A 20,525-nucleotide genomic window follows, 5' to 3' on the forward strand; every position below is an offset into this window, starting at 1 on the left:
CGTGGCGGCCGGTGGCGTGGTCGGCGTGCTCGGCCATCACCGCGGCGATCGACAACAGCGTGGCCGCGGTGATCGACACCCGTTCCTCGGCGCACAGCTGGCTCAAGGCCGGTGACTGCGCCCAGTCGCGCAGACCGTCGAGCCAGCCGGCGCGACTGGTCCACATCGGCGCGCGCGGTGCACACGCCCCGGCGCGCTGCACCCATTCGCGGCGACGCTCGTTGGCCAATGCACGTACAACGTGTGGGCTCGGAGCAGTAGGAGCCGCGGCAACGCCGTGCGGCGGCGGCCACGCACGTCTCGCCCGACGTGATCGGACGATGGAGAGGTCACGATTTACGCACTCATTTCGCGGCGTATCTAGAACCGCAGGAGAACGTGCGCTACCGTGAGAGCTGTCCGGCAAGACAGTCCCTTCGGGGAAATGGGTGCGGACCCAGAACCAAGCTGCAAACTTGGTTCAAAACCTCGACAGGGCCTCGCTACGGCGAGGCCTTCGTCATGTCCGGGTTTCAGCACACCAGCTATTCAGATGTCTTATTCAACAAAGGGTCAAAACACTCCAAGGAGTGGATAGTCCCCCTCGTCGGTAGCTCACATCGCCAGTGGCAATCTCCCCTCCATGACGTGAGGTCGCGCCTGCACGTCAAAATCTGCTCGCAAGGTGAGGTCATGCCGACCCACTGCTGCACACGCCAGATCGGCCAAAAGCGCTGAGCGGTTGGCACCGTAACCCAACACAGCGGCGAGTTCGTCGAGTGCTTCAAGGATGTCGGTAGGCACTCGCGCGGTTTGCACGTGACGGGCACCGAGATGCGGTCGCCCTGGGCGATTTTGTCCGGCCATAGCAGCAGATCTTTCCGCGACTAATTTCTGAAACTGCGCCGACACGCCGGGGCGTTTCGGTGTTTTTGTAACTGGAGTGAGATTTGTCCTGCTCCACACAGCGGACCAGACTGACTGGCTCTTAAGGCGACAGAGCGTGCTGTCGTATGCGTGAGCACCGGGCGGCGGCGTACGCAGCTGGTGTTGAGGGTGCGCAGCGGTGTCGCTGAGGTTGACCGTCAGCCTGTCGTCGCGCCGCCACACAGGTGAGACGAATCAGCCGCTTCCGTTGCGTCGTTCGGCTTCGATATTCATCTGGGAGGCACTTTTGATCGCGCCGGCGCTGATTGGCGGCCAGGGGTGGCCCCCATTTTTGTCATGTTCAATTTGTTCGACACCAGCGAGGAGAAATTGTTCAAGCATGTCGCTGAAAGTGCCTTGGTTGCTTTGCAGCCAGCCATTTATGTAACAGGCCCGAAGGCGGTCGGCTCGTTCTCCAGTGAGATAGGGCCCAACGCGACTTTTAGCGGGCTTGCGGCGGTCAGTGCTGTCAACAGCTTGTTCGAAGGGGGTGTCACCGCTGGCACCAGATAAAGGCGTGGTGGTCGTGCCGCGCGGGTGTAGTGGCTGAGGGGCAGCGTCGGAGTGAGGGCGTGCGGTGACCGGGCTGACGGCGTCAAGCTCGCTTTTAAGGCGCGGTGGGCGCGGCATGTTCGACCTCCAGCAGCTGAACGGCTATGTCTCGGTAGAACGCGAAGAGATTTCTAGCGGTCGTGGTGCCCCAGTCAAGAAGGCTGGTGCGGGCCTCGGCCGCGTCCTTGATGACGACAGCTTTGGGAATGGGGGTGCCGATGATGGGGATGTAGGTGCCGATGTCGGCCAAGGCTTCGCGTCCGCTAATGGTTTGGCTTTCATACTTGTTGACAATGACGCGCGGCCCGCGCAGGTGCGGGTTGTAGCTGTCGCGGATGCCGGCGATGTTCTTGCCGAGCTTGGCCAGACCGTTAGCTGAAAACAGCGCCGCTTCTGACAGTTCGATGGCATCGGTCGCGGCAACGAGCGCATTTATGGTCAGCAGGTCAAGCGACGGCGCGCAGTCGATGAGAACAATGTCGTAATCGTTGATAAGAGGTGCTAGTCCCTCCTTGAGGCGGCGTTCCCGCCCAGTGCCGGCTACGACCAATTCGTCGCGCACCGAAGCCAATCGATCTACCGGTGCTGCAGAAGGATCGGGATTCATTGGTGCAGTTGGTGCTATGTCCACCCCAGCCCATAAACCCTCGGTGATAACTTCAGGCAAAGAGCGAGAGGTGAACCCGCTCAAAGCGTCGGCGACGCCGGTGTCGTCGTGTTCGAGGGCTTCGCGGACAAGAATGCTGGTGAGATTCCCTTGTGGGTCGAGATCCACGCAAAGCACCTTGGAATCGGCTCGCCGTAGAGCATCAGCGAGATGGAAAGTTGTGGTGGTCTTGCCTACCCCGCCTTTTTGGTTGCAGATTGCAATCACTGTGGCGGCCATGTACCAACTCCCCAACTTGCCCAACAAGGTTTTGAAGCCCCAAATTGACTCAGCAGCTTGACTATCTCACAGTATCCATAGAGCTACCGATGCGACAGGGCTACTGACCTTGAGATACAAGGAGCGCCTCATGTCTCATAAAGGCCTTCTGCGCAGCAACTTTTGGTCGAGATTGAGAATCCTGGACCGGTACAGTGATCCTACAGTATCAGTAGATCTACTGATACTGTAGAACTACTACACTCGAAAAATTTAATCGCCGTCACCGTCACTGAACTCCTGCATGACGTTGCCGACCAGCGCGTGCACGTCGATCGAGGCGGGGTCTGGACGCTTACGGCCCTCGGAGTAGGCGAGTCGTGCCGCCGCCAGGTCGGCTAGGCGCACGGCTTGAATAACGATGACCCGCCGGAGGCCGGGTGACACTTCGCCGCGCTCATGGGCCACTGCGGCCACTCGGGACAGGGTGTCAGCTCGCCGCGCAATGCGGACGTCGGGGTGCTCGCGGTCCTCACGCATCCCGACGGGAATCAAGTTGAACCGCTGATGCGGTGGCAACTCAACGGGTTCGGACACCGGTGGGATCTTTTCGTTGAGGATCGCCCGGTACTTCGACTCGCCGATCGCGTGCACGTAGACCGAGTATTCGACGGCGTCGACCTTGGCCTTCTTGGCGGGGTCGTCGCGAAGATACTCCAGCGGATACAGCTCCATCTCTGCGACTTCAAACGGGTCGAGGATTCGGTAAGCCAGAGTGTCGGTGCGTTGTCCTCTTAGGTGCCGACCGACGCGCGTGCCAAAGTCCTCTCGGGTTTGGCCGACGTAGATGGGCTCTCCATCGAAGTCATAGAACGCGTACACACCAATGCAACTGCCAAGCCTCTTGTTGCTGGCCGGATCGACGGTGGCGAGAGCCGCAGTGAGTAGCTCGCGGAACCCGCGCACGAATGCGGTTGGCATGTCCCGCTTCGGAGGTACGGGACCATCCGGTTCGTTATATGAGGCCACGCCCCGGCTAGCCACGCGCGGCGGTCTCCAGATTGACTGTGGGCGTGGTTAATCGACCTTGCAGCAGCGGCACAAGGTAGTGCTTACCTAGCCAGGCCACGACAGGCACGGCCACCGCGTCACCGAAGCCAAATAGGGCCTGGTTGGTCCGAGCGGCGCTGAGGTTGTAGGCAGGCGCGCCCATCAACCGGGCGTACTCCACCGGGGTCATCCACCGCACCTGGAGGCGCTTGTTGCCCAGCCGAACGACGGCCTGCTTCGATGAACCACCACGCGCCGTGCGTAGGCACCCCGAGATGTCATCGGGCCGGACTTCCCAAACGGCCACGCCCTTGCGGGTACGCCGGTAGGCGGTGCGGTACCTGATGCCGGTCTCGCGCTTGAGTTCGCCCACGCGGGCCCGTTGAGTGGGTGACAGCGACTCGGCGAACGCCGCCGTGCGGTCGGCGTCCCACCAACGCTCGTCACTGAGGGGCACTTCCTCGATCAGCGCCGAGAGCCCTGACACCTTCGGCGCCGGCGGCGCGGGGAGATGGGCGCGGTGAGTGCGCAGGCTCGGGTCGCCGAACACCCACTGAAGGTAATCGGGCCGCAGCTCTGAGTGAGGCTCGACGGTGTCGGCGGGCGGATTCTGGGCACCGATGACGAACATGCGCGGGCGTGACTGGGGGAGGAACCGGCGCGTGTCGAGGGCGACCACGTCAATCGAGTAGCCCAGGTCATTGAACGCGGTGATGGCGGCGCACAAGTCATCGCCACCGTGGGAGGTGGCCAGACCGGTAACGTTTTCCAGCACGATGACCGGCGGGCGGTTGTTCTCCAGCTTCTTCAGCAGCGTGACGAAATGCCAAAACACTCCGGACTGGGCGCCGGCCAGACCGGCTCGGCCACCGGCCAGCGACAGGTCCGTGCACGGAGACGAAGCCCAGGCCAAGGCGGCGTCGGTCGGCAGATCGGCCACATCGACCTTGCCGACGTCGCCCAGGGCGAAGGCGTGATCCTCAGAGTCGCCGAACTGGGCCACGTACATGTCGCGCTTGTCGGGCTCGTAGTCGTTGGCCCATGCCACCTGGAACCCGGCCTTCTCCAAACCCATACGGGCCAAGCCGATCCCGGCGAAGAACTCGATGGCCTTGGGCTTGGCGCGCGCGGTGCGAATCGAACTGACGTTCCCCACGGCGTCACACTATCCCGTCTTGTCGGTGCAGCGTGTTAGGCGGGCTCCGATAGCGTTGACTTGTGGCTGAGTCGTGGGCGACGAGTGACCACGCACGCCGCTCGATGCAGGGTAACCGGAGCCGCGACACCGCCCCCGAGCTAGCCGTGCGGCGGTTGGTCCACGCGATGGGCCTGCGGTACCGAGTCAGCGCCCGGCCCCTGCCGAATTTGCGCCGCACCGCCGACCTAGTGTTCACCCGTCGACGCGTGGCGGTCTTCATCGACGGATGCTTTTGGCACGGCTGCCCCGAGCACCACCGCCAGCCCAGCGCTAACGCAGGCTATTGGTCGGCAAAGATCGAGCGGAACCGAGCACGCGACGCCGCCACCGACGCGACGCTGGCCGACGCAGGCTGGACGGTCCTACGCTTCTGGGCGCACCAGCCGCCCACCGAAGTTGCCGCGGCCGTGGGAGCCGCCGTCACCGACTAAAGCAACCTGAGCACGCCGCCGTCGTGGTGGTGTTCGTCGCGCCCGAACCACCCCGACGACTGACCGTTGTCCCAATCGACTAGTGCGTTGTCCTCGTTGACTTGCACGACTCTGCCTGCCCAGCCTTGCCGATTCGCTACGCAATCATCAATTTCAAGCAGCTTCATACGGTTAAACTACGCCGAGATGTGAATGACACGCCGCAGACGCCAAAGACATTGCCCCTTAACCCTTCTCGGCCAGAGTTCGGTATAGCGTAGCGCGGCTGACGCCCATGGTCTCAGCGATCACGGGCACCGGCTCACCACTGACGCGCATGCGCTCGGCCAGGGCGATCTGGTCGGGCGTCAGGACGCGGGGCCGGCCGATGGGCAGGTTTCGGGCCTTGCGGGCGGCGCGGGAGGCCGTGCGGCGCTCGCGGCCTAGCTCCAGCTCGAGCTCGGCCAGCGACGCCAGCACGCCCGCGACCATTCGCCCGGTGGCGTTCGAGGTGTCGATGCCCTCCCGTAGCGACCGGAGGATGATCCCGCGCTCACCGAGGTCTCGGATGGTCAGCATGACCTCGGCGGCGTTGCGGCCCAGCCGGTCGATGCCGACGACAACGATGGTGTCGCCTTCGCGGGCATAGTCGAGCACGGCCGCCAGACCGGCGCGCTGCTCTTTGGTCGAGGTGCCGGTGAGTTTGTCGCTGTAGATCCGGACGGCATCGACCCCGGCAGCGGTCAGGGCGTCGGTCTGAGCGTCGAGCGACTGATGCCCGGTAGACACACGGGCGTAGCCGAGTAGCTGGCCGATGGGGGCGGCAGCAGTCGTCCTGGTCAGATCTCCTCCAGGGTCTCTCCCGCGTGTACAGCGGCCCAGCGGTCACCGGCAGTGATAACCGCCATCTGTAGACCGCCAGGGCTCGTCGGGTGCTCGCTCAGCACGCCCTCGACAACGGTGCCCTCAGATGTCACGTAGCGGACGCTCATACCCAGCACCCCGTCTCGGTATCTGCGGTGGTTGGCTAGGTGATACCGGCTTAGAACAAAGCTCTTGGGCATGGCATCAGCCTATCTCAAAACAAGATTCTTTCTCGTTTAGATACAAGACATCTTTCGAGACTCACGACCTGGGCGTACCCGTCATGCTGCGATGCAGAAAAAGCCCGTCTCAAAGCCAAAGATCTGAGACGTCACTGCTACCTGCTGGTGACGCCGGAAGTAGACCGCCGGCCGCCGGATGTCGCTTAGTTATCTGTCGGTGTCTGGCGGCAAGATGGCAGATCATGACGCGGTTCCGGTTTGACCTTGCCGAATGGTTCACCGACAACGCCGACCAGGTCCGTCAGGATTTGGTCTCATACTTCGGCGTAAAGGCTGCTTTCACTGGCCGCTGGTTTGAGGAGTTTGCGGCCATCGGTGATCCACACCGGTTTGAAGCCTCGGACCTCCTAGCCGTCGAAGCGCTGAGCGTGACCGTACCGCCGGACGCGGCTGCCGCACTTTTGATCACCGACAGCGAGCGATTCAACTCCCTCCTACGTGAGATCCCTCGCGATCAAAACCTCTGGGAAGTGAGACGCCTGGACGTCAACGTAGGAAGTCCAGCCGAAGAACTACACCGGGCACTGCGCACCCTTCGAGGTATCGATTGGGTGGTGGCAGGCAAGCTGGTCGCCGCCAAACGACCCAAACTGTTGCCGATCCTGGACAACGAGGTCAACACCTTTCTCCAACCGCCACGGGAGCTGTTCTGGGTCACAATGCATGACGAACTAGCGGACACCCAACGCCGTCAGGCGATTGCCGAGGCGTGCCTGGCCGCACCGCCACACGTCAGTCTGCTGCGACGAATGGACGTGGCCCTGTGGCGGGCAGCGAAGCGACTCCCGCGAGACAAGGTGTGAGTGGGCGAATGTCATCGGTCTCACCAGGGAACGCTCTGACACCGAGGGTCATGCTGGCCACCGGCATCCATGCTCAGCCGGGCGTGTACGCACTGCTGCTGGGCTCGGGCGTATCACGGAGCGCCGGCATTTCAACAGGCTGGGAGATCGTCAGCCATCTGGTCCAAAAGGTCGCCGCGGCCGCAGATCCCGACGATGCGGAATCGCATGCTTTGGCCCAATCCGACCCCGAGGCGTGGTGGTCACAGCATGGCGAAGGCGACCTGGGATATTCGTCGCTCCTGGCAGCGATTGCCCCCTCCTCCGCAGCCCGCCAAGGACTGCTCGCCGAGTACTTCGAGGCCTCCGAAGAGGATCGCGCCAGCGGCATGAAGATCCCGACTGCCGCCCACGCCGCCATTGCTCAACTGGTCAAGGACGGGTGGGTCAAGGTGATCGTCACGACGAACTTCGATCGGTTGATGGAGCAAGCCTTGGACGCAGCCGGGATTGCGCCGCAGGTCATTTCGCGGCCAGACGCCGTGGAGGCAGCAACCCCCGTGGCGCATGCGAACGCGACCATCATCAAGCTGCACGGCGACTGGAAGGACCTTGAATTCCGCAACACCTTGGACGAACTGAACACCTATCCCCAGCCGTGGGTCGAGCTGCTACGTCAGGTCTGCAACGAATACGGGCTGCTCATCAGCGGCTGGTCAGCAGAGTGGGACAAGGCTCTCGTTGGGGTGTTGGAGTCAACGCCCCGCCGGTATCCGTTGTACTGGGACAGTCGATCCTCGAAAAGTCAGGTCGCCCAAAACCTGCTGGCACACCACGGCGGCCACGTGATCCCGTCCGACACTTCGGACCAGTTGTTCACGTCGCTGACCGCCAGTGTCGAGGCGTTGACGCGACTCGCCGAACCCCCGCTGTCAACCGCGATGGCCGTGACCCGGCTCAAGCGCGCGCTGCCCGATCCTCTTCGCCGGATCGAGCTGCAGGACCTGCTTGCCGAATATGCCGACCAGCTCATCCAGGCTCTTCCCGGGCTAGCACCCAGCACGTCGCGGGAATGGAGTGTCATGGACGCCTACCTCGACGAGATGCTCGCAGCCACAACACCGCTAATGACTCTGCTCGTGAACGGCGTGCGTTATGACGACGGCACTCACACCCGACAATGGGTCGCAACTCTGCAACGCCTCCTTAATCTGTCCACGTCGCAGCCTGCTGCACTCATTCAAACGGTCGACGAGCTACGCCATTACCCGGCACTGCTTGCGCTCCGCGCGATGTCGGTGGAGGCGGTCCACAACGGCAAGGACGACGTCCTGGTGGCGCTGTTGACGCGCCCACACTGGGACGATCCTCTTCATCAACGTCGTTCCACGATTGCAGCCGATGTTCTGCACATGCTCAACGTCGTCGACAACGACTTCGCCAACGGTTTGCCCCGGTGGGAAGGGCAGCGGTGGGTTTACCCGAGCAGCCATCTCCTCAAGAGCGTGTTGATGGGTTTCTTCGCCGACAACGGGATCGAGTACGCCGCGTACCGCGACCTGTGCCACGACGTCGAATATCGCACTGGACTGGTTCAATTCCTGCTGCCCTCCCAGGAGGACCGGTATCGACACAACCCCAACTCTGGGGAGTTTGTCCACGAAGACTCCTGGCAGGCCGTCGGCAACAACTGGGACAACCAAGCTCCGCGCGCCGAGATCAGATTTCGCGACCACCTTGCCCGCAACGGAAGCTCAGCATGGAAGGAATTGCTCGGCGAGCGAGACGTCGATCAGGCCGTGGTGGACTACCGCAACCTCTTGCTGCAATACACCCGCCGGTAGACAGCGGGTGTCAAAGACAGATACATACGTGACGATGGCTTCTGCGACGCTGCGGAGGTGATGACCATGCTGCTGGGCCCGACCGATCCGCTCCCCGTTGACACGCGACGCATCCTGATCACCGGGGCCTCCGGAGCGGGCAAGAGCACGCTACGGGAGACAATCGGCACCGCCCTAGGCCTGCCGAGCGTCGAGATTGACTCGCTTCACCACGGACCGCACTGGACACCCCGACCGAGCTTCGCCGACGACGTCGAACGGTTCACCACCGGCCCACGCTGGGTCATCGAGTGGCAGTACACCGAAGTACGGGCGCTGCTCCTTGATCGCGCCGACATCCTGATCTGGCTGGATCACGGCCGGTGGACGGTCACCCACCGGGTCGTGCGCCGCACCGTGGGCCGGCGCATCCGCCGCATCGAATTGTGGAACGGGAACTACGAGCCGCCGCTGTGGACGATCTTCACCGACCCCGAGCACATCATTCGTTGGTCGTGGCGCACCCACGACACACGTCGTCGCGAAGCGCTCGACGTGGCCCACCGAGCTGACGGCCCCCTCGTCGTACGCCTGGCCGGACAACGTGCCGTCGACACCTGGGTACGAGGCCCCCTACGACAGCTGGCCAATCGATGACCCACACGCACGATGGGATTCGTTGTGCTAGTTAGGAATCAGAAGCCAGATGGCCGATCCACGGGTGGCGCGGATTCCGCTGGAACAGCGACTTTGCGAGCCACGTGCGGCTGCGGTCGTCGAGACGGGGCAGGCAGCGCTCGAAGTCGACGGTGTCCTTCTCCCGAGGATGCTCCGCCTTGAACAGGAGTTGGATCTCGGGCCGCAGATACGTGATGCCATCACGTGGCCACACGCAATCATCGAGGGGTCGTGAGATGGCGGCGTCGCGCTTGTAGAACCAGGTACGGCCCCGGACGTCGTCGAGCAGAACGTCGTACTCCCACGGATCGGCCCCGCTGGCCCGTAACCAGAGGTTGCCGCAATCAGCGGGAATGCTGGGTACGCCGTCCCAGGGGAGCGGTGTCAGGCTCCCCGCTGCCGCCCACACATCCAACGTGGCGGCGGCGAACTTGGTGAAGGCCGCGGTGTCCGCGCGGGGGATACCGATGTCGAGGTCCGCGTGCGCGCGGTCGGTGTTGGTGTACGCGTCGATCGCCCAGCCGCCGGCGATCCACCACCTGCCGGGGTAGCCATTGAGGAAGGCGGTTGCGTCGCGCGGAGTGCGGGCCGTCCACGGGCCGTAAAGTCGCTCCACCTCTTCATGATCGAGCACGGGTGACAGTATGCGCGGAGCCCTCTTCCCAGCCCTTCCCGTGAGACAACATCTAAGCCGTCCAGATTCTCCATATACGAGCCGCCGTCTCAGATGCCGCTCGACTTTCCAGTGGTTTGCTTTCCGCGCAGGCCAGTGCCACCGCTCGGGCGTCTTACCGCAGCGTTCTGTCGGTACGGCCGAATACGCTCCATCTTGTTGCCGATCGTCGGCGGCCAGGTCTGGCAAACAATGACTCACGTTGCCGAGGGCCTGCGGGGGGCTGCAGGAGACCTTATGGAACTAGGAATTTTGCTAAACGACCTGTCTTCTTCGACTTCAGAAGAGTTCGAGAGCATGCCGGAAGTCGTCGAGGGCGGGGACACCATTGACGTGGCCTCGCTACCAATCCAGGTCCGGCGGTGGACGCGTATTAGCGACGTTGTCGCAGTGGTCGCCGACTTGAAAAGTTCAACACAGCTGGGTACAGGCTCGAAGGCTGCATCGACGGCCAGTATCTACGAAGCCGGCACAGGTGGTGTAGTCAAGATCTTCGACTTGTTCGCCGCAGACTTTCTGCAAATCCAGGGCGACGGTGCGTTTGCCTTGTTCTGGGGTGAGCTGCGTTTCCAACGGGCAGCTGCGGCCGGCATCACGATCAAGACCTTTTCGCTGGACTTGACCGAGAAGATCGAAAAGAAGTGGCCGAGCAAGCCTCAGACGGGGTTCAAGGTGGGGATTGCCAGTCACCGTGTCTTGGTGAAACGGGTAGGTACGCCGCGCAACCCGGCACAGCAAGAGCCGATCTGGGCGGGAAAGCCAGTCAACTACGCGTCCAAGGCTGCCCAATCAGCGGATCGACACGAACTAGTGGTCACGGGGTCGGTATGGGATCAACTCGAAAAGAACGATTATTTAGCTTTCACCTGCTCATGCAACGGCGGCCCGTACGACACACTATGGAAGGACTTCGCCATCCCTCGCCTCGAAACCGACGAGAAGGAGGCACAGGGGCGCAAGCTGACCTCAACCTGGTGCGTCACTCATGGCGAAGAGTTTTGCAGCGCAATCCTCGACGGCAAGATACGGCGCGACGACGTCGATCATCTCCGACAAGCCCGTGTCCAGAAGCAGATGTCCAACGCACTGTGGAACAAGGCCCAGCGCGAACGGCAAAGTCGGGCTGCGCGTCGGGCTGGTCTCCGATCATGACCAAATTCTACAAAAAAATGCAGGAGACGCGTTCAAAAATTTTCTTCGACCCACGTATTCATTACAGTAGAAACGATATTACCGCTATAGATCCAGCCACCCAACTCAAGATCCCATTTTTGGGTGAGTAGCCCACTGTTGTGTTCGTTCAAATTCCCGTAGAAGCCGGGTCCAAACCAAATAGGGTGCTCGTAGTTGCGGCCGGCTTTATGCGCTAGGTGAGCGGCTTTATTGACCACGTCACCCATGTAGATCACGTCGTTGATGCTGCTGCCGCTGTAGCCCGCTTTGATCATTAGAACCCGTCCCCAGTCCACACCCACGCCAATCCTCAACGCAGCGATACTTTTCCTCGAAAAGTGCCCGTTGAGCAGCTTGAGCAGTGTGTTGGCCTTCGAAGCGACTGAAAACACCGCGTCAATGTCGGACTTCAGTGGGGTGTTGTAGACGGCCCAGACGCAGTCGCCGACAATGTTTACCTCGCGGACGTTTTCATTAGCGTTGAGTACGGCAACCATCTCGGAGATGAATGAGCGGTATATTTTGGCTAGCGTCGGCCGCTTGTGCTTCGCTGTCAGTCCGGATGAATCCCGAATGTCGATAAAGATCGCAGAGCAGCGCCCGTAAAATCCGTTAGTGTAGGTTAATCTGTCCCTGCTCGGCAAATCATCGGTTTCTTCAAACTGGCCTGCAGGTTGGTCTAGAATTTCTTTGATGCGCGAGCTACTAGAAATCCAACTGTAGGGCTTGTAGTTGCCGTCCAACTGTTCCCCGCTCCCCCGCTGTCAGACCAAATCGCCGCGCGGGTAGAAGCTACCTGTCCAAGACAAGTCGTGGGAGACGATTGGGTTCGGCGGGTCGTGTCGGAGGTTTATTCTCGCGCCATGTCAAACCCTAGTGACGGTCAACAGGTCGGGCCTTGCGATGAACCCGAGATCGACCCCACGGTTGACGCCGCCGAAGCGTGGAAGGCAGTGGGGTTGGTCAACGATTGGGTCAAACACGCCGAGACCAAGGCCGCCGCGACGCTTGCCGCGGCAGGTGTCGTCGGTGGTGTGCTTTACAACCTGGTCAAAAGTCAGACGACCTTCGACTGTCTGATGAGGCTGGCAGCTCCGCTGTGCGGACTGTTAGTTCTGATCGCTGGTGGCTGCGCAATCACGGCGTTGTGGCCACGCCTGGCCCGCGGCGAAGCCCCCACAAGTGCGCTGTACTTCGATCACATCGCACGGAAGCATCCCCACTCGTCGGGTCCGTACATAGAGGAACTACGAGCACTTCTTCTTGCTCCAGACGATCTACTAAGCCAACTTGCGCAACAGGTTTGGGCAAACGCTCGTGTAGCTCGGCGAAAGTTTCAGGCAGTGGGTTGGGGTCTTGTATCACTGTTCGCCGCAGGGGCAGCACTTGCTCTTGTTGTACTTGATCTCGCTATACGGTCAGTGTCCGGCACTTGATTTTTAGCTATCTTGTTCAATTATGTTGCAAAACAATATTTTTGGGTCACCAATCTACTAGCGGTATGCGACGCAGTAGACCGCACGCGAGGTGACGCCGAAGGCAGTGGCGGACCGTGCTCGATTTGTCTGTCAACCGGCCTTGGTGCGTTGTGCACCGGTACCGGTATTGTCAACTCTGGCGTGCACCATGGCATTCAATGTAATAGCCACGCGGTGCCACTCAGTAGATGAGCTAGCTTAAAGGCCGAGGTACTGGCGCTGATTCCACCAGGGGTTGAGGGTAATGAGGTCCCAGCCGTGCGGACCGTAGTACAGGCCTTGTCCGGCGGGCACTCCGGTGATGTCGGCAATCGAAAGCACTGGGGTTCGGGTGGTCTGGTAGCTGTAGCCGGGTTGGCCGCGGTTGGTGGAGACGTGCGGGCGGCCGATCGACATGCTGGTGTTGAAGCTCTTACCGGGTTGGCTGACCCCAACGGTCATGCGGTCGTAGTCCCCGCTCATCTTGGACAACATGTCCGCGGTGGAGCGGTCGTTCATACCGGCCAGGATGAGTTTCTCGGGGAACAGGGTGAGGAACCCGTCGGCGGCCTGGCCCCACCGGGCTCTGGCTTGGGAGAGGTCTTGGAAGGCCACCACCAGGTGCAGGCCTTGCCCACCGGCCTCACTGGCGACGTTGGGCAGCGGGATGGGCGCGGTGTTGGCGGCCTCGTCGAGCACGAAAGTGACTGGTGCGGTCTGCGTTTCGGTCCCGAGATCCACGGCTTGGCGGCGGTGATACTGCGCGAGGCGGATGGATTCGAGGAACCCCGCGATCAGGGGGGCGTAGTCGCGTTGACGGTCCACCGGGGCGGTGATGTAGACGGTGTCGGTGGAGCGCACGAAAGCGTGCACGTCGAAGTTGGGATTGACCCCCGACCGTAGAGCCGCGCTGCTGGTGTAAATGTTCATGATCCGTCCCAGGGTGGAAGCAATCGATTCGCGTTCCCGATCGGGCACATTGAGCAGCGAGACCAGAAGGGCTTCGGCGATGGTGGCGTCGGTGTCACCGTCCTGTTCGGCCACGATGAAGATGGCCTCGCATTCCGGCCCGGCACTGGTGGGGTTCATCGACCAACGCGCCAGGGCGGCGATGTCCCCGCCCGGTGCGGACAACTTCGCCGCGTACAGCAGCACCGACAGCCACGTTTCGGCTCGGTCGGTCCAGTGATCCCCCTCGTGGCTGGCCCCGGCTCCGGCGCGAGAGGGTCCGGCCAGGCGGGCGGCCACGCTGCGCGCGGCGTCCCAGTCGGTGACGTCGCACAGCGGGTTCCACCGCAACCCGACCATCCCGGCGGGCACCGACGCGCCGCCGGGATCGAACAGCCAGCACGTGCCGCGCAGACTCCGGGCGACGTGGGTGGCGGCCAGGACCTCGGCCTTCATCGACGTCGACACCACCGCCCCCGGCGCATACGCCACACTCGGCATGATCACCGATTGGGTCTTGCCCGACCCGGGTGGGCCGATCACCAACGCCGCCCCGCGGGCGCTGGCCGACACCACCGCAGCGGTGTCATCCACCCCGAAGTACCCGCCCTCCACCACCGGCACCGCCCGCGCCGCACCGCCCACCGGCGAGACCTGATACGGCCGCGACGGTGCTGGGTTAGCGAAAGTGGTTGCGCTGGAGGCTGTTCGAGGCATCTCAGGGACAGCGAGCGCGGCCGCCGAAGCGAAGCCGGCGGCCCCGGGTCCGTACGGGCGAGTGACGGGGCGGCTGACGTGGTGACGGTGGCCGACGTACCCGGCGACGTAGGCCAGCGGGGGTAGGAAGAAGGCACCCGAGGACGCGAGGGCGGCCGAGGCAAACAGCACCCAGTGCCCGCTGGCGAACAGCTTGCCATGCTGGGCCTCGCCCCAGCCGACTGCGGCGGCCGCCACACTGAGCAGCACCGCCAACGTCAACGTGGACAGCGCGTCGCTCTCCCCCAACACGGTGAACGCTGCCAGCCAGGTACCGGTGGTGATGGCCCACCAATAGCCGCCCGAGCGGGGTGTGATCCCACCGGGAAGGCCCTGCTGGTGATGCGGACCCCAGGTCTGGGGCGGCTGGTGCGACATGGGCGTGAGTGTGCGCCCCGGCACCGACATTCCGATCGGTCTACGTTGGTGATTGCCCGCACGATCTTCTAGCAGCGCGATTTAGACATCCGTTGCCGACTCACTGCACGTAGGACCGCTGCCGGACCCGCCAAACATCAGCGGTCCCGATCCTGGCGGCGGTGCAACTCCTGGGTGCGGGCACGTTCCGCGGCCCGGTCCCACGCGTCTCTATAGGCCATCGCGCGCCGCTGGGCCACCGTGGCCGACGGCAGCTCCAAGGACAGCTCCAGCATCAACGGCTCCGGTTCAAGTTCGTGCTTCTCGTCGCGGAACGCCGATGACGTGGGCGGGACCGCCGGAGTTGGCGGCTGCGGGGTGTCGTCTGCCCGCAGGTGTTCACTGACCTGGTTCCAGCCGTAGGCCTTGCCCAACGCCGACCCCTTGAACCAAATCGACTCCTCCAGCAACCCGCCCGACTCCTGATCGCGATCACGGTGGGAGTCATTGTCGCGGCCGTGGGCGCGGGCGTAGGAGATCCCCGACACCCGCCCGGTGCTGGCCCGATTCAGCCGCACCTCCACCCCCGCAGCCCGCAGCTCCTCAATGCCCCCACCGGCGGCCAGGACACGACCGATGGTGGCGCGCAGCCAATCCCGATCGGTCTGAGGCGTGCCCCGCTTAGTGGCTTCGGCGTCGGCCCGCACCCGACCAGATCCGCGGCCGGCGCGTTCGGCGGCGTTGGTCAGCCCGTGCTCGCGTTCCAGTTCCCGGCAGATCGCCGCGGCACGGCGGAAGTCGTGACTGGTCGACATCCGGGTGCCGTCAAAACGGTCCTTGCTGATGGTCAAGTGCACGTGATGGCGGTCGTGGCGGGTGGCCTCCCACATCCCCTTGTCCGCGCCGAACCGGGTCACGAACTTCTCGGTGACCGCCCGCCACTCCCGATCGGAAAGAACCCGGTCGCCCTCGGGGTTGGCCAACGCCACCCGATACACCCCCCGATCCCCACGCCCCTGGTCCTTCTGGTAGTGCTGATGGGCGGTCACGAAGCGCTGCATCCGTTGGGCGCGTTGCTGCCAGTCCCGCCCGGGCACGTTGCCCCCCACCTTGCGTGGGTGGACGTGTTCATCGGCGCGGCCCGGGCCGTGGTCGTAGGCCAACGCCCGCACCGCGCTCCGCCCGTGGGTGATCTTCGCGATCACGGCCAGTTGCCGTTCGTCATCGTCGTGCCGTCGGCTGGCCACCATGGTCCAGCAGGGATTGCAGGCTCGTCCACAGCGCGTCCTCGGCCGCCTCGGCCGGGCCGCTCAGCACGTCGCCGAGGTGCGGCCGGATAGCGAGAGCGGTGGTGGTTTGGGCGAGCAACCCGAGCACCCGCCCGGCGACCGCGCGGGCCTCGATCGTCACCGCCGCCGGCGGCCGCGGCACCGTCAAACCATGCGCCCCCGCCAGGGCGTCGCGGACCCAGTTCGCCGGAGATCGAAACCCCGCCGCGGTCGCCGCCAGTGCCCAACACGTCGCGGTGCCGGGGTCAGTCGTCACTCGCACCAAACGCCACCGCTCCCGCCCGACGCCATGAACATTGTCGTGGCCCACCGGTTTCACAGCGTCACGTGACGCAGGCAACCGCACACCGTGAGACGCCGACGCGATATGCGTCAACGCGGCCTCTAACCGCGTCGCGATCACCGCCTCCTGCGCGCGGGTGGCGGCCCCGTCGAGTGCTGGCAGCAGACGGTTCACTTCGTATCCAGCGGCGCGCAGCTCCTGCACCGCCTCGACACTCGGCACGGACAAGCCCACTCGGCCATCTGGTGCGGACACCGCGCGGGCTGCGGCGCGGCGCGCCAACACCGGCAGCGACACCCCCTCGGTTGCCGCCACCGCCGACAACTGGTGGTGGGCTTCAGTCGGCAACCACACCGACACACTCACCTTCTGCAGCGTCTCGATCGTCACCAGCACTTCGCTTTCGCCCTCGGCGCTTCCAAACGCAGTGCGGAAGCACATCAACCGACGACCGAAGGGAGGAAGGATCGGGTGCCGGTGTATCACCGGAACATAACTTGCTGCACCGACACCGGACGGGCCCCACAACACGTCGCGTTTCCGGTCATCGGGCCCGGTCGGGGGCGGTGCCCCGGCGCACCCTCGGGGTGCGCCCGCACGACCACATTCGACGGCTCACCGGGCGACCGTTTCGACTGCCATTCCGGGCGCGCGCGCACCGGTCCGGGACACCTGGTGTCGGACCCCGATGCCAGCATCACCGACACCAACTCAGCCATCACTTACGCGACGAGGAAGCTCCCGTGACCGATCCTGCCGAACGCACCCGCATCCTCACTGAACTCGCCGAAGCGCAAGCCCATCAACGCGACCAGCACGTCACCGAACTCGCCGACCTCCACGCCCGCATCACCGCGCTGCGCGGCGAGGTTAGGACCACCGAGCAGACCTACCGTGCGTGCTATCGCCATGCCATCACCACTGGACTGCTCACCGGACCCCAACTGCGCACCCTCGGACTGCCTCCGATTGACGCCCGCCGCCGACCCCGACCCACCCCCGCCGCGACACCGGACGCCTCCCCCGTTGGCCCCGTTGGCCACCTTCACACCACCGCGTCCTAACCAACGGGTCGCGCCCCATGGCGACGTGCTGGCGCGACGTCGCGTCCCGATGAGTCGCACCCGCCGCGGGTAGAGCTAGTGGTTCTTGGCGGCGTCGCGGGCCGCGGCGCGGCGTTGTTGGCGACTCATCCCCACGCCTGGATCATCACCGCGCGCGGTACCGCGCGGGCCACCGTGACCGCCGCCGTCGGCAGTCTCCAGCATCGGGACGGTCGGGTGTGCCAGCTCGGCGCGCAACCGGGCGATGAGGGTGGTCTTGGCCGACGACTCGGCGCGCAGGGTGGCCAGTTCGCGGTCACGATCCTCGGCGCGGTCGGCCTCCATCTGAAGGTGGCGGCGTAGCCGCTGGACGTCGTCGGTGGCGCGCCGGTACTCGGGGTCGGCGGCTAGGGTCTGCTGGCGATGAATCGACGCGGCGAAGGCCTCCATATCAATGCGCAACTCGGCGTGCAGGGTGTCGTGGGTGTAGCGGTAGATCAGGGTGTCCAGGAGCTGCCGACAGTGCACCGGGGAACTCAAGAACAGCGTCATCAGGGTGCCCATCGAGGGGACCGCAAGCCGGGCATTCGGGTCGGGACGATGCGCCCGCGGCACCTCCACCACCGTGACCGCCTTGCCGGCGTTGCGCGCCGCCGCCCGCTCGGCTGAGGCCAACCGGCGGCACAAGCCCGAGCACCACACCGGGCGCCGACCCCGCCCGCGGTCGGGCATGTCGAACACCGTTGCGCACCGCGGACAGGTCCGGGTGGTGACGGTCCTGGCCGCCAAACTCACCGGGTCCGCGATGGGATTGTCCTCAGTGTTCATCCCACCCACGCTGCCCCCTTTCGCGTTCGGATATGGCTGCGATTCTATTTCGTCTAGGACGATATGTGATGGTTTCGCGACCTGAATGCAAAAGGTGTGTGGTTCGGCGGTGGGCTTGAAACGGTCGGTGGCGTGGACGGGAGATCACCGGCAGCGATGGGGCGGCGAGGGACCAGGTGAGCCGTGGCCGGGTTGGGGAGGTCGGTAGTACGCGTATGAGGTGGTTGGCAGCCGTGAGAAGCGACAGAAAAGGGCACGGGGTGACCGGCTGACGCAGACTCTCGACGCGACCGCGATGCCAGTTGCATCCTTGTGCCAATGTGCCCGAGGTCATCGGGTGTGTCGGAGGTGGGTGCGACCCTCGGGAGATGACCGACGGCGGGGATTTGGTGGTGCCTGCGGAGTGCGTGGTGTGGTGTCGTGGACAGGACGTCGGGGTGAGCGTGTGCGACGACATGGCTCGGGTGGATTTGGATTGGTGGAACACCCGTCTAGGACGGCGCGCGGTCCCGGTCCGGATCGTGGGTCGCGATCCCGACGGCCTGCCGACGGATCACGGTGTCGGGTATCTGCGCCGCGCCGACCTCACCGAGGATCTTGTTGGTGGCCCGGACACCGACACATCCGCCGGGCCTGGGTCGGCGGATGTGGGCGTGCTGTATCGCGCCGCGGCGTGGCTGTCGGGGCATGCTGATCGTGACCGGCGGCGGTGCTTCCCCGACGTCGCCACCCCCGCCCCACCGGGCCATGAGTTCGACGCCGTCACCACCGCCGTAGCGGCGTGCCGGCACACCCCGTGGCAGGTGATCCCGGATGCCGCCGTTAGGCGGCGGTGGTCGGGCTGGCCGCACGTCCCTGGCGTCGGCCCGGCGGTGGTGTCGCTGTATCTGTGGGCTGTTGATCAGCATGGGTCGTCGGTGACTGGGGGTGCGCGCACTTCAGCCGGCGCGCGTTCAGTGGTGGGGCCGCAGCTGCTCGATCAACAGGCAGTCTCCTCACTGGTTCATTTGGGGTGGGTGGGTGAACCGGTGGCGGCTCGGTTCACCTGGGCGCAGTATCTGCGGTACTCCGAGCTGCTGAGTGAGTGGGCTGATCAGGGTGAGGTGGCGGTGGAGCTAGTCGAGATGTGGTTGGTGAGGCGGTGGCGGGAGCGCACCGCAGCACGACGCTCACTGCACGCCCGATGGGAACGGTGACGTCCACGGTGCGGTGGTGGGTGGGGTGAGTTCGGTGGAGTCGGTGTTGATGAGCATGCTGCTCGACCGGAGCGGGCCAGCGGCCGTCGCAGTGGTGCGGTGGTTGGTCACCGGTGAACACGTCGGTGGTGCCGGGCTCACCGTTGATCGTGGGTGGCCGCTGCCCGCCATGCCGGATCCGTGGGTGTAGCTGTTGGTGACATGTCCAACTTGAGGGTGATCGGGTCGTCGTCGTGGCGTGCTAGGAACCGCGTGTCGTTGCGGTGACGCTGACCGCACGGTGGACGTGCTGCTGGTGTTCGTGCTGCGGGTGCGGTGAGCGTTGACGGTGAGCACTCGGCGGATCTCTTGTTGGGCGGCGGCGATCCGGGCCCGCGCAGCGTCGGTGAGCACGACGTGTGTCGGCCTCGGGTCGAGGCGGGCGGCGGAGCCGCCGGCGTTTTGTGACGTGTCGTGCGGGGCGTCTGGTGGTGGTGTCCAGGACAGTCGTCGTAACCGGCTGTGCAGGAAGGCGCCGGGGTTGGCGATGTGGTCGGGCCAGGTTCCTCCTCGGGCGCGCATGTCGGTGTTGAGCTTGTCGTTGACCGCGTGGGCGGACCACACCGTGGGATCGATGCCGGCGGCGGTCAGTGCGTCGCAGATGGTGCCGATGTGGGCGCGGTCGAGGCCACAGGTGATGGCCACGAGCCCGGCGGCGAGCCGTTGGATGGCCAGCGGCCGCGCTGTGGTGCGCCATGGCGGGGCTTGTCGGGTTCTGTTGTCGGAGATTCGGTGGGCGGGTGCGCTTGCGCGCCCGCTTGGTGAGTAACTCCCTACGGGAGAAAAAGAACTAACACCGCCTAGCGGCGGTAGGTGGAAATCATGCACAACCGGGCGCGTGACAGGACGGGGATCGCGGCGCGGCACCAGGTGGTACACCGAGGGTCGCCGGCCGATGCTGGGGGTGCCTGGTGAGCCGTGGCCGCGTTGTGCCTCGACGGCCCACTGGGACACGCGTAGGACTCGCCAGGCTGCGGTGATCGTGCGTACGTCACAACCCACCCGGGCGGCGATTGTCGCGCGTGTGACGGCGACGTGGCGGCCGGTGGCGTGGTCGGCGTGCTCGGCCATCACCGCGGCGATCGACAACAGCGTGGCCGCGGTGATCGACAC

The 20,525-nt window shown here is 64.3% G+C and carries 21 protein-coding genes; 8 read left to right on the forward strand and 13 right to left on the reverse strand.

Translation table 11 applies throughout. The annotated features are described in order from the left end of the window. Nucleotides 1-1,101: 1,101 nt before the first annotated feature. The 4 genes from H7J06_RS31580 to H7J06_RS31595 all read right to left on the reverse strand — a co-directional run bounded on the left by H7J06_RS31580 (nt 1,102) and on the right by H7J06_RS31595 (nt 4,529). Nucleotides 1,102-1,248, reverse strand: coding sequence for a hypothetical protein (locus H7J06_RS31580; protein ID WP_264043910.1), 147 nt, complete (start codon nt 1,246-1,248; stop codon nt 1,102-1,104). Nucleotides 1,249-1,513: 265 nt separating this feature from the next. Further along, nucleotides 1,514-2,344, reverse strand: a complete 831-nt coding sequence (locus H7J06_RS31585; protein WP_264043912.1) for a ParA family protein — start codon at nt 2,342-2,344, stop codon at nt 1,514-1,516. A 252-nt stretch (nt 2,345-2,596) separates the two neighbouring features. Then, nucleotides 2,597-3,304, reverse strand: coding sequence for a GIY-YIG nuclease family protein (locus H7J06_RS31590; protein ID WP_264043914.1), 708 nt, complete (start codon nt 3,302-3,304; stop codon nt 2,597-2,599). Nucleotides 3,305-3,359: 55 nt separating this feature from the next. Then, entirely contained in the window at nt 3,360-4,529 is a 1,170-nt protein-coding gene (locus H7J06_RS31595; RefSeq protein ID WP_264043915.1) for a DNA cytosine methyltransferase, read from the reverse strand. Nucleotides 4,530-4,591: 62 nt separating this feature from the next. Here H7J06_RS31595 and H7J06_RS31600 point away from each other — a divergent pair, with 62 nt between their 5' ends. Beyond that, the gene (locus H7J06_RS31600; RefSeq protein WP_264043917.1) at nt 4,592-5,002 is read left to right on the forward strand and encodes a very short patch repair endonuclease; all 411 of its coding nucleotides are present in this window, start codon (nt 4,592-4,594) and stop codon (nt 5,000-5,002) included. Between the two features lie 225 nt (nt 5,003-5,227). Here the strand turns inward: H7J06_RS31600 and H7J06_RS31605 are convergent, their stop codons facing one another. After that, the gene (locus H7J06_RS31605) at nt 5,228-5,824 is read right to left on the reverse strand and encodes a recombinase family protein (RefSeq protein WP_264043947.1); all 597 of its coding nucleotides are present in this window, start codon (nt 5,822-5,824) and stop codon (nt 5,228-5,230) included. Then, nucleotides 5,821-6,045 (reverse strand): hypothetical protein, encoded by a 225-nt coding sequence (locus H7J06_RS31610; RefSeq protein WP_264043919.1) that lies wholly within the window; start codon nt 6,043-6,045, stop codon nt 5,821-5,823. The genes H7J06_RS31605 and H7J06_RS31610 overlap by 4 nt, the downstream gene beginning before the upstream one ends. 224 nt (nt 6,046-6,269) lie before the next feature. Between H7J06_RS31610 and H7J06_RS31615 the strand changes: the two genes are divergently transcribed. The 3 genes from H7J06_RS31615 (at nt 6,270) to H7J06_RS31625 (ending at nt 9,349) form a co-directional block, all read left to right on the forward strand. Further along, the gene (locus H7J06_RS31615; protein WP_264043921.1) at nt 6,270-6,890 is read left to right on the forward strand and encodes a DUF6308 family protein; all 621 of its coding nucleotides are present in this window, start codon (nt 6,270-6,272) and stop codon (nt 6,888-6,890) included. A 50-nt stretch (nt 6,891-6,940) separates the two neighbouring features. Further along, nucleotides 6,941-8,713: an SIR2 family protein gene (locus tag H7J06_RS31620; protein ID WP_264043923.1), complete on the forward strand. Its 1,773-nt coding sequence runs from the start codon at nt 6,941-6,943 to the stop codon at nt 8,711-8,713. 66 nt (nt 8,714-8,779) lie between these two features. After that, nucleotides 8,780-9,349, forward strand: a complete 570-nt coding sequence (locus H7J06_RS31625) for a P-loop NTPase family protein (protein WP_264043925.1) — start codon at nt 8,780-8,782, stop codon at nt 9,347-9,349. 31 nt (nt 9,350-9,380) lie between these two features. Here H7J06_RS31625 and H7J06_RS31630 read toward each other — a convergent pair whose 3' ends face one another. Further along, nucleotides 9,381-10,004, reverse strand: a complete 624-nt coding sequence (locus H7J06_RS31630; protein ID WP_264043927.1) for a nucleotidyltransferase domain-containing protein — start codon at nt 10,002-10,004, stop codon at nt 9,381-9,383. 195 nt (nt 10,005-10,199) lie between these two features. Here H7J06_RS31630 and H7J06_RS31635 point away from each other — a divergent pair, with 195 nt between their 5' ends. Beyond that, nucleotides 10,200-11,195 carry a hypothetical protein gene (locus tag H7J06_RS31635; protein WP_264043929.1) on the forward strand — a complete coding sequence of 332 codons (996 nt, stop codon included), beginning with the start codon at nt 10,200-10,202 and terminating at the stop codon, nt 11,193-11,195. A 32-nt stretch (nt 11,196-11,227) separates the two neighbouring features. On the opposite strand, the gene H7J06_RS31640 is transcribed toward H7J06_RS31635, so the two are convergent. After that, nucleotides 11,228-11,959: an adenylate/guanylate cyclase domain-containing protein gene (locus H7J06_RS31640; RefSeq protein ID WP_264043931.1), complete on the reverse strand. Its 732-nt coding sequence runs from the start codon at nt 11,957-11,959 to the stop codon at nt 11,228-11,230. A gap of 120 nt (nt 11,960-12,079) precedes the next feature. Between H7J06_RS31640 and H7J06_RS31645 the strand changes: the two genes are divergently transcribed. Further along, entirely contained in the window at nt 12,080-12,652 is a 573-nt protein-coding gene (locus H7J06_RS31645) for a Pycsar system effector family protein (RefSeq protein WP_264043933.1), read from the forward strand. A 240-nt stretch (nt 12,653-12,892) separates the two neighbouring features. On the opposite strand, the gene H7J06_RS31650 is transcribed toward H7J06_RS31645, so the two are convergent. The 3 genes from H7J06_RS31650 to H7J06_RS31660 all read right to left on the reverse strand — a co-directional run bounded on the left by H7J06_RS31650 (nt 12,893) and on the right by H7J06_RS31660 (nt 16,696). Then, complete coding sequence (locus H7J06_RS31650) at nt 12,893-14,755, reverse strand: type IV secretory system conjugative DNA transfer family protein (RefSeq protein ID WP_264043935.1); 1,863 nt, start codon at nt 14,753-14,755, stop codon at nt 12,893-12,895. Nucleotides 14,756-14,892: 137 nt separating this feature from the next. Then, the gene (locus H7J06_RS31655) at nt 14,893-15,984 is read right to left on the reverse strand and encodes a relaxase/mobilization nuclease domain-containing protein (protein WP_264043937.1); all 1,092 of its coding nucleotides are present in this window, start codon (nt 15,982-15,984) and stop codon (nt 14,893-14,895) included. Next, nucleotides 15,956-16,696 carry a hypothetical protein gene (locus tag H7J06_RS31660; protein WP_264043939.1) on the reverse strand — a complete coding sequence of 247 codons (741 nt, stop codon included), beginning with the start codon at nt 16,694-16,696 and terminating at the stop codon, nt 15,956-15,958. The genes H7J06_RS31655 and H7J06_RS31660 overlap by 29 nt, the downstream gene beginning before the upstream one ends. A gap of 353 nt (nt 16,697-17,049) precedes the next feature. On the opposite strand from H7J06_RS31660, the gene H7J06_RS31665 reads away from it, so the two are divergent. Continuing rightward, nucleotides 17,050-17,370, forward strand: coding sequence for a hypothetical protein (locus H7J06_RS31665; protein ID WP_264043941.1), 321 nt, complete (start codon nt 17,050-17,052; stop codon nt 17,368-17,370). Between the two features lie 75 nt (nt 17,371-17,445). On the opposite strand, the gene H7J06_RS31670 is transcribed toward H7J06_RS31665, so the two are convergent. After that, on the reverse strand, nt 17,446-18,177 hold the full coding sequence (locus H7J06_RS31670; protein WP_264043943.1) for a hypothetical protein: 732 nt from the start codon (nt 18,175-18,177) through the stop codon (nt 17,446-17,448). A gap of 368 nt (nt 18,178-18,545) precedes the next feature. Here H7J06_RS31670 and H7J06_RS31675 point away from each other — a divergent pair, with 368 nt between their 5' ends. Next, nucleotides 18,546-19,373 carry an 8-oxoguanine DNA glycosylase OGG fold protein gene (locus H7J06_RS31675; protein ID WP_264043945.1) on the forward strand — a complete coding sequence of 276 codons (828 nt, stop codon included), beginning with the start codon at nt 18,546-18,548 and terminating at the stop codon, nt 19,371-19,373. On the opposite strand, the gene H7J06_RS31680 is transcribed toward H7J06_RS31675, so the two are convergent. Next, nucleotides 19,347-20,057: a hypothetical protein gene (locus tag H7J06_RS31680; RefSeq protein ID WP_264043946.1), complete on the reverse strand. Its 711-nt coding sequence runs from the start codon at nt 20,055-20,057 to the stop codon at nt 19,347-19,349. The two genes, H7J06_RS31675 and H7J06_RS31680, sit on opposite strands and share 27 nt — an antisense overlap. Nucleotides 20,058-20,525 lie beyond the last annotated feature (468 nt).

This window comes from Mycolicibacterium hodleri, from assembly GCF_025822245.1.
GTDB lineage: Bacteria > Actinomycetota > Actinomycetes > Mycobacteriales > Mycobacteriaceae > Mycobacterium > Mycobacterium hodleri.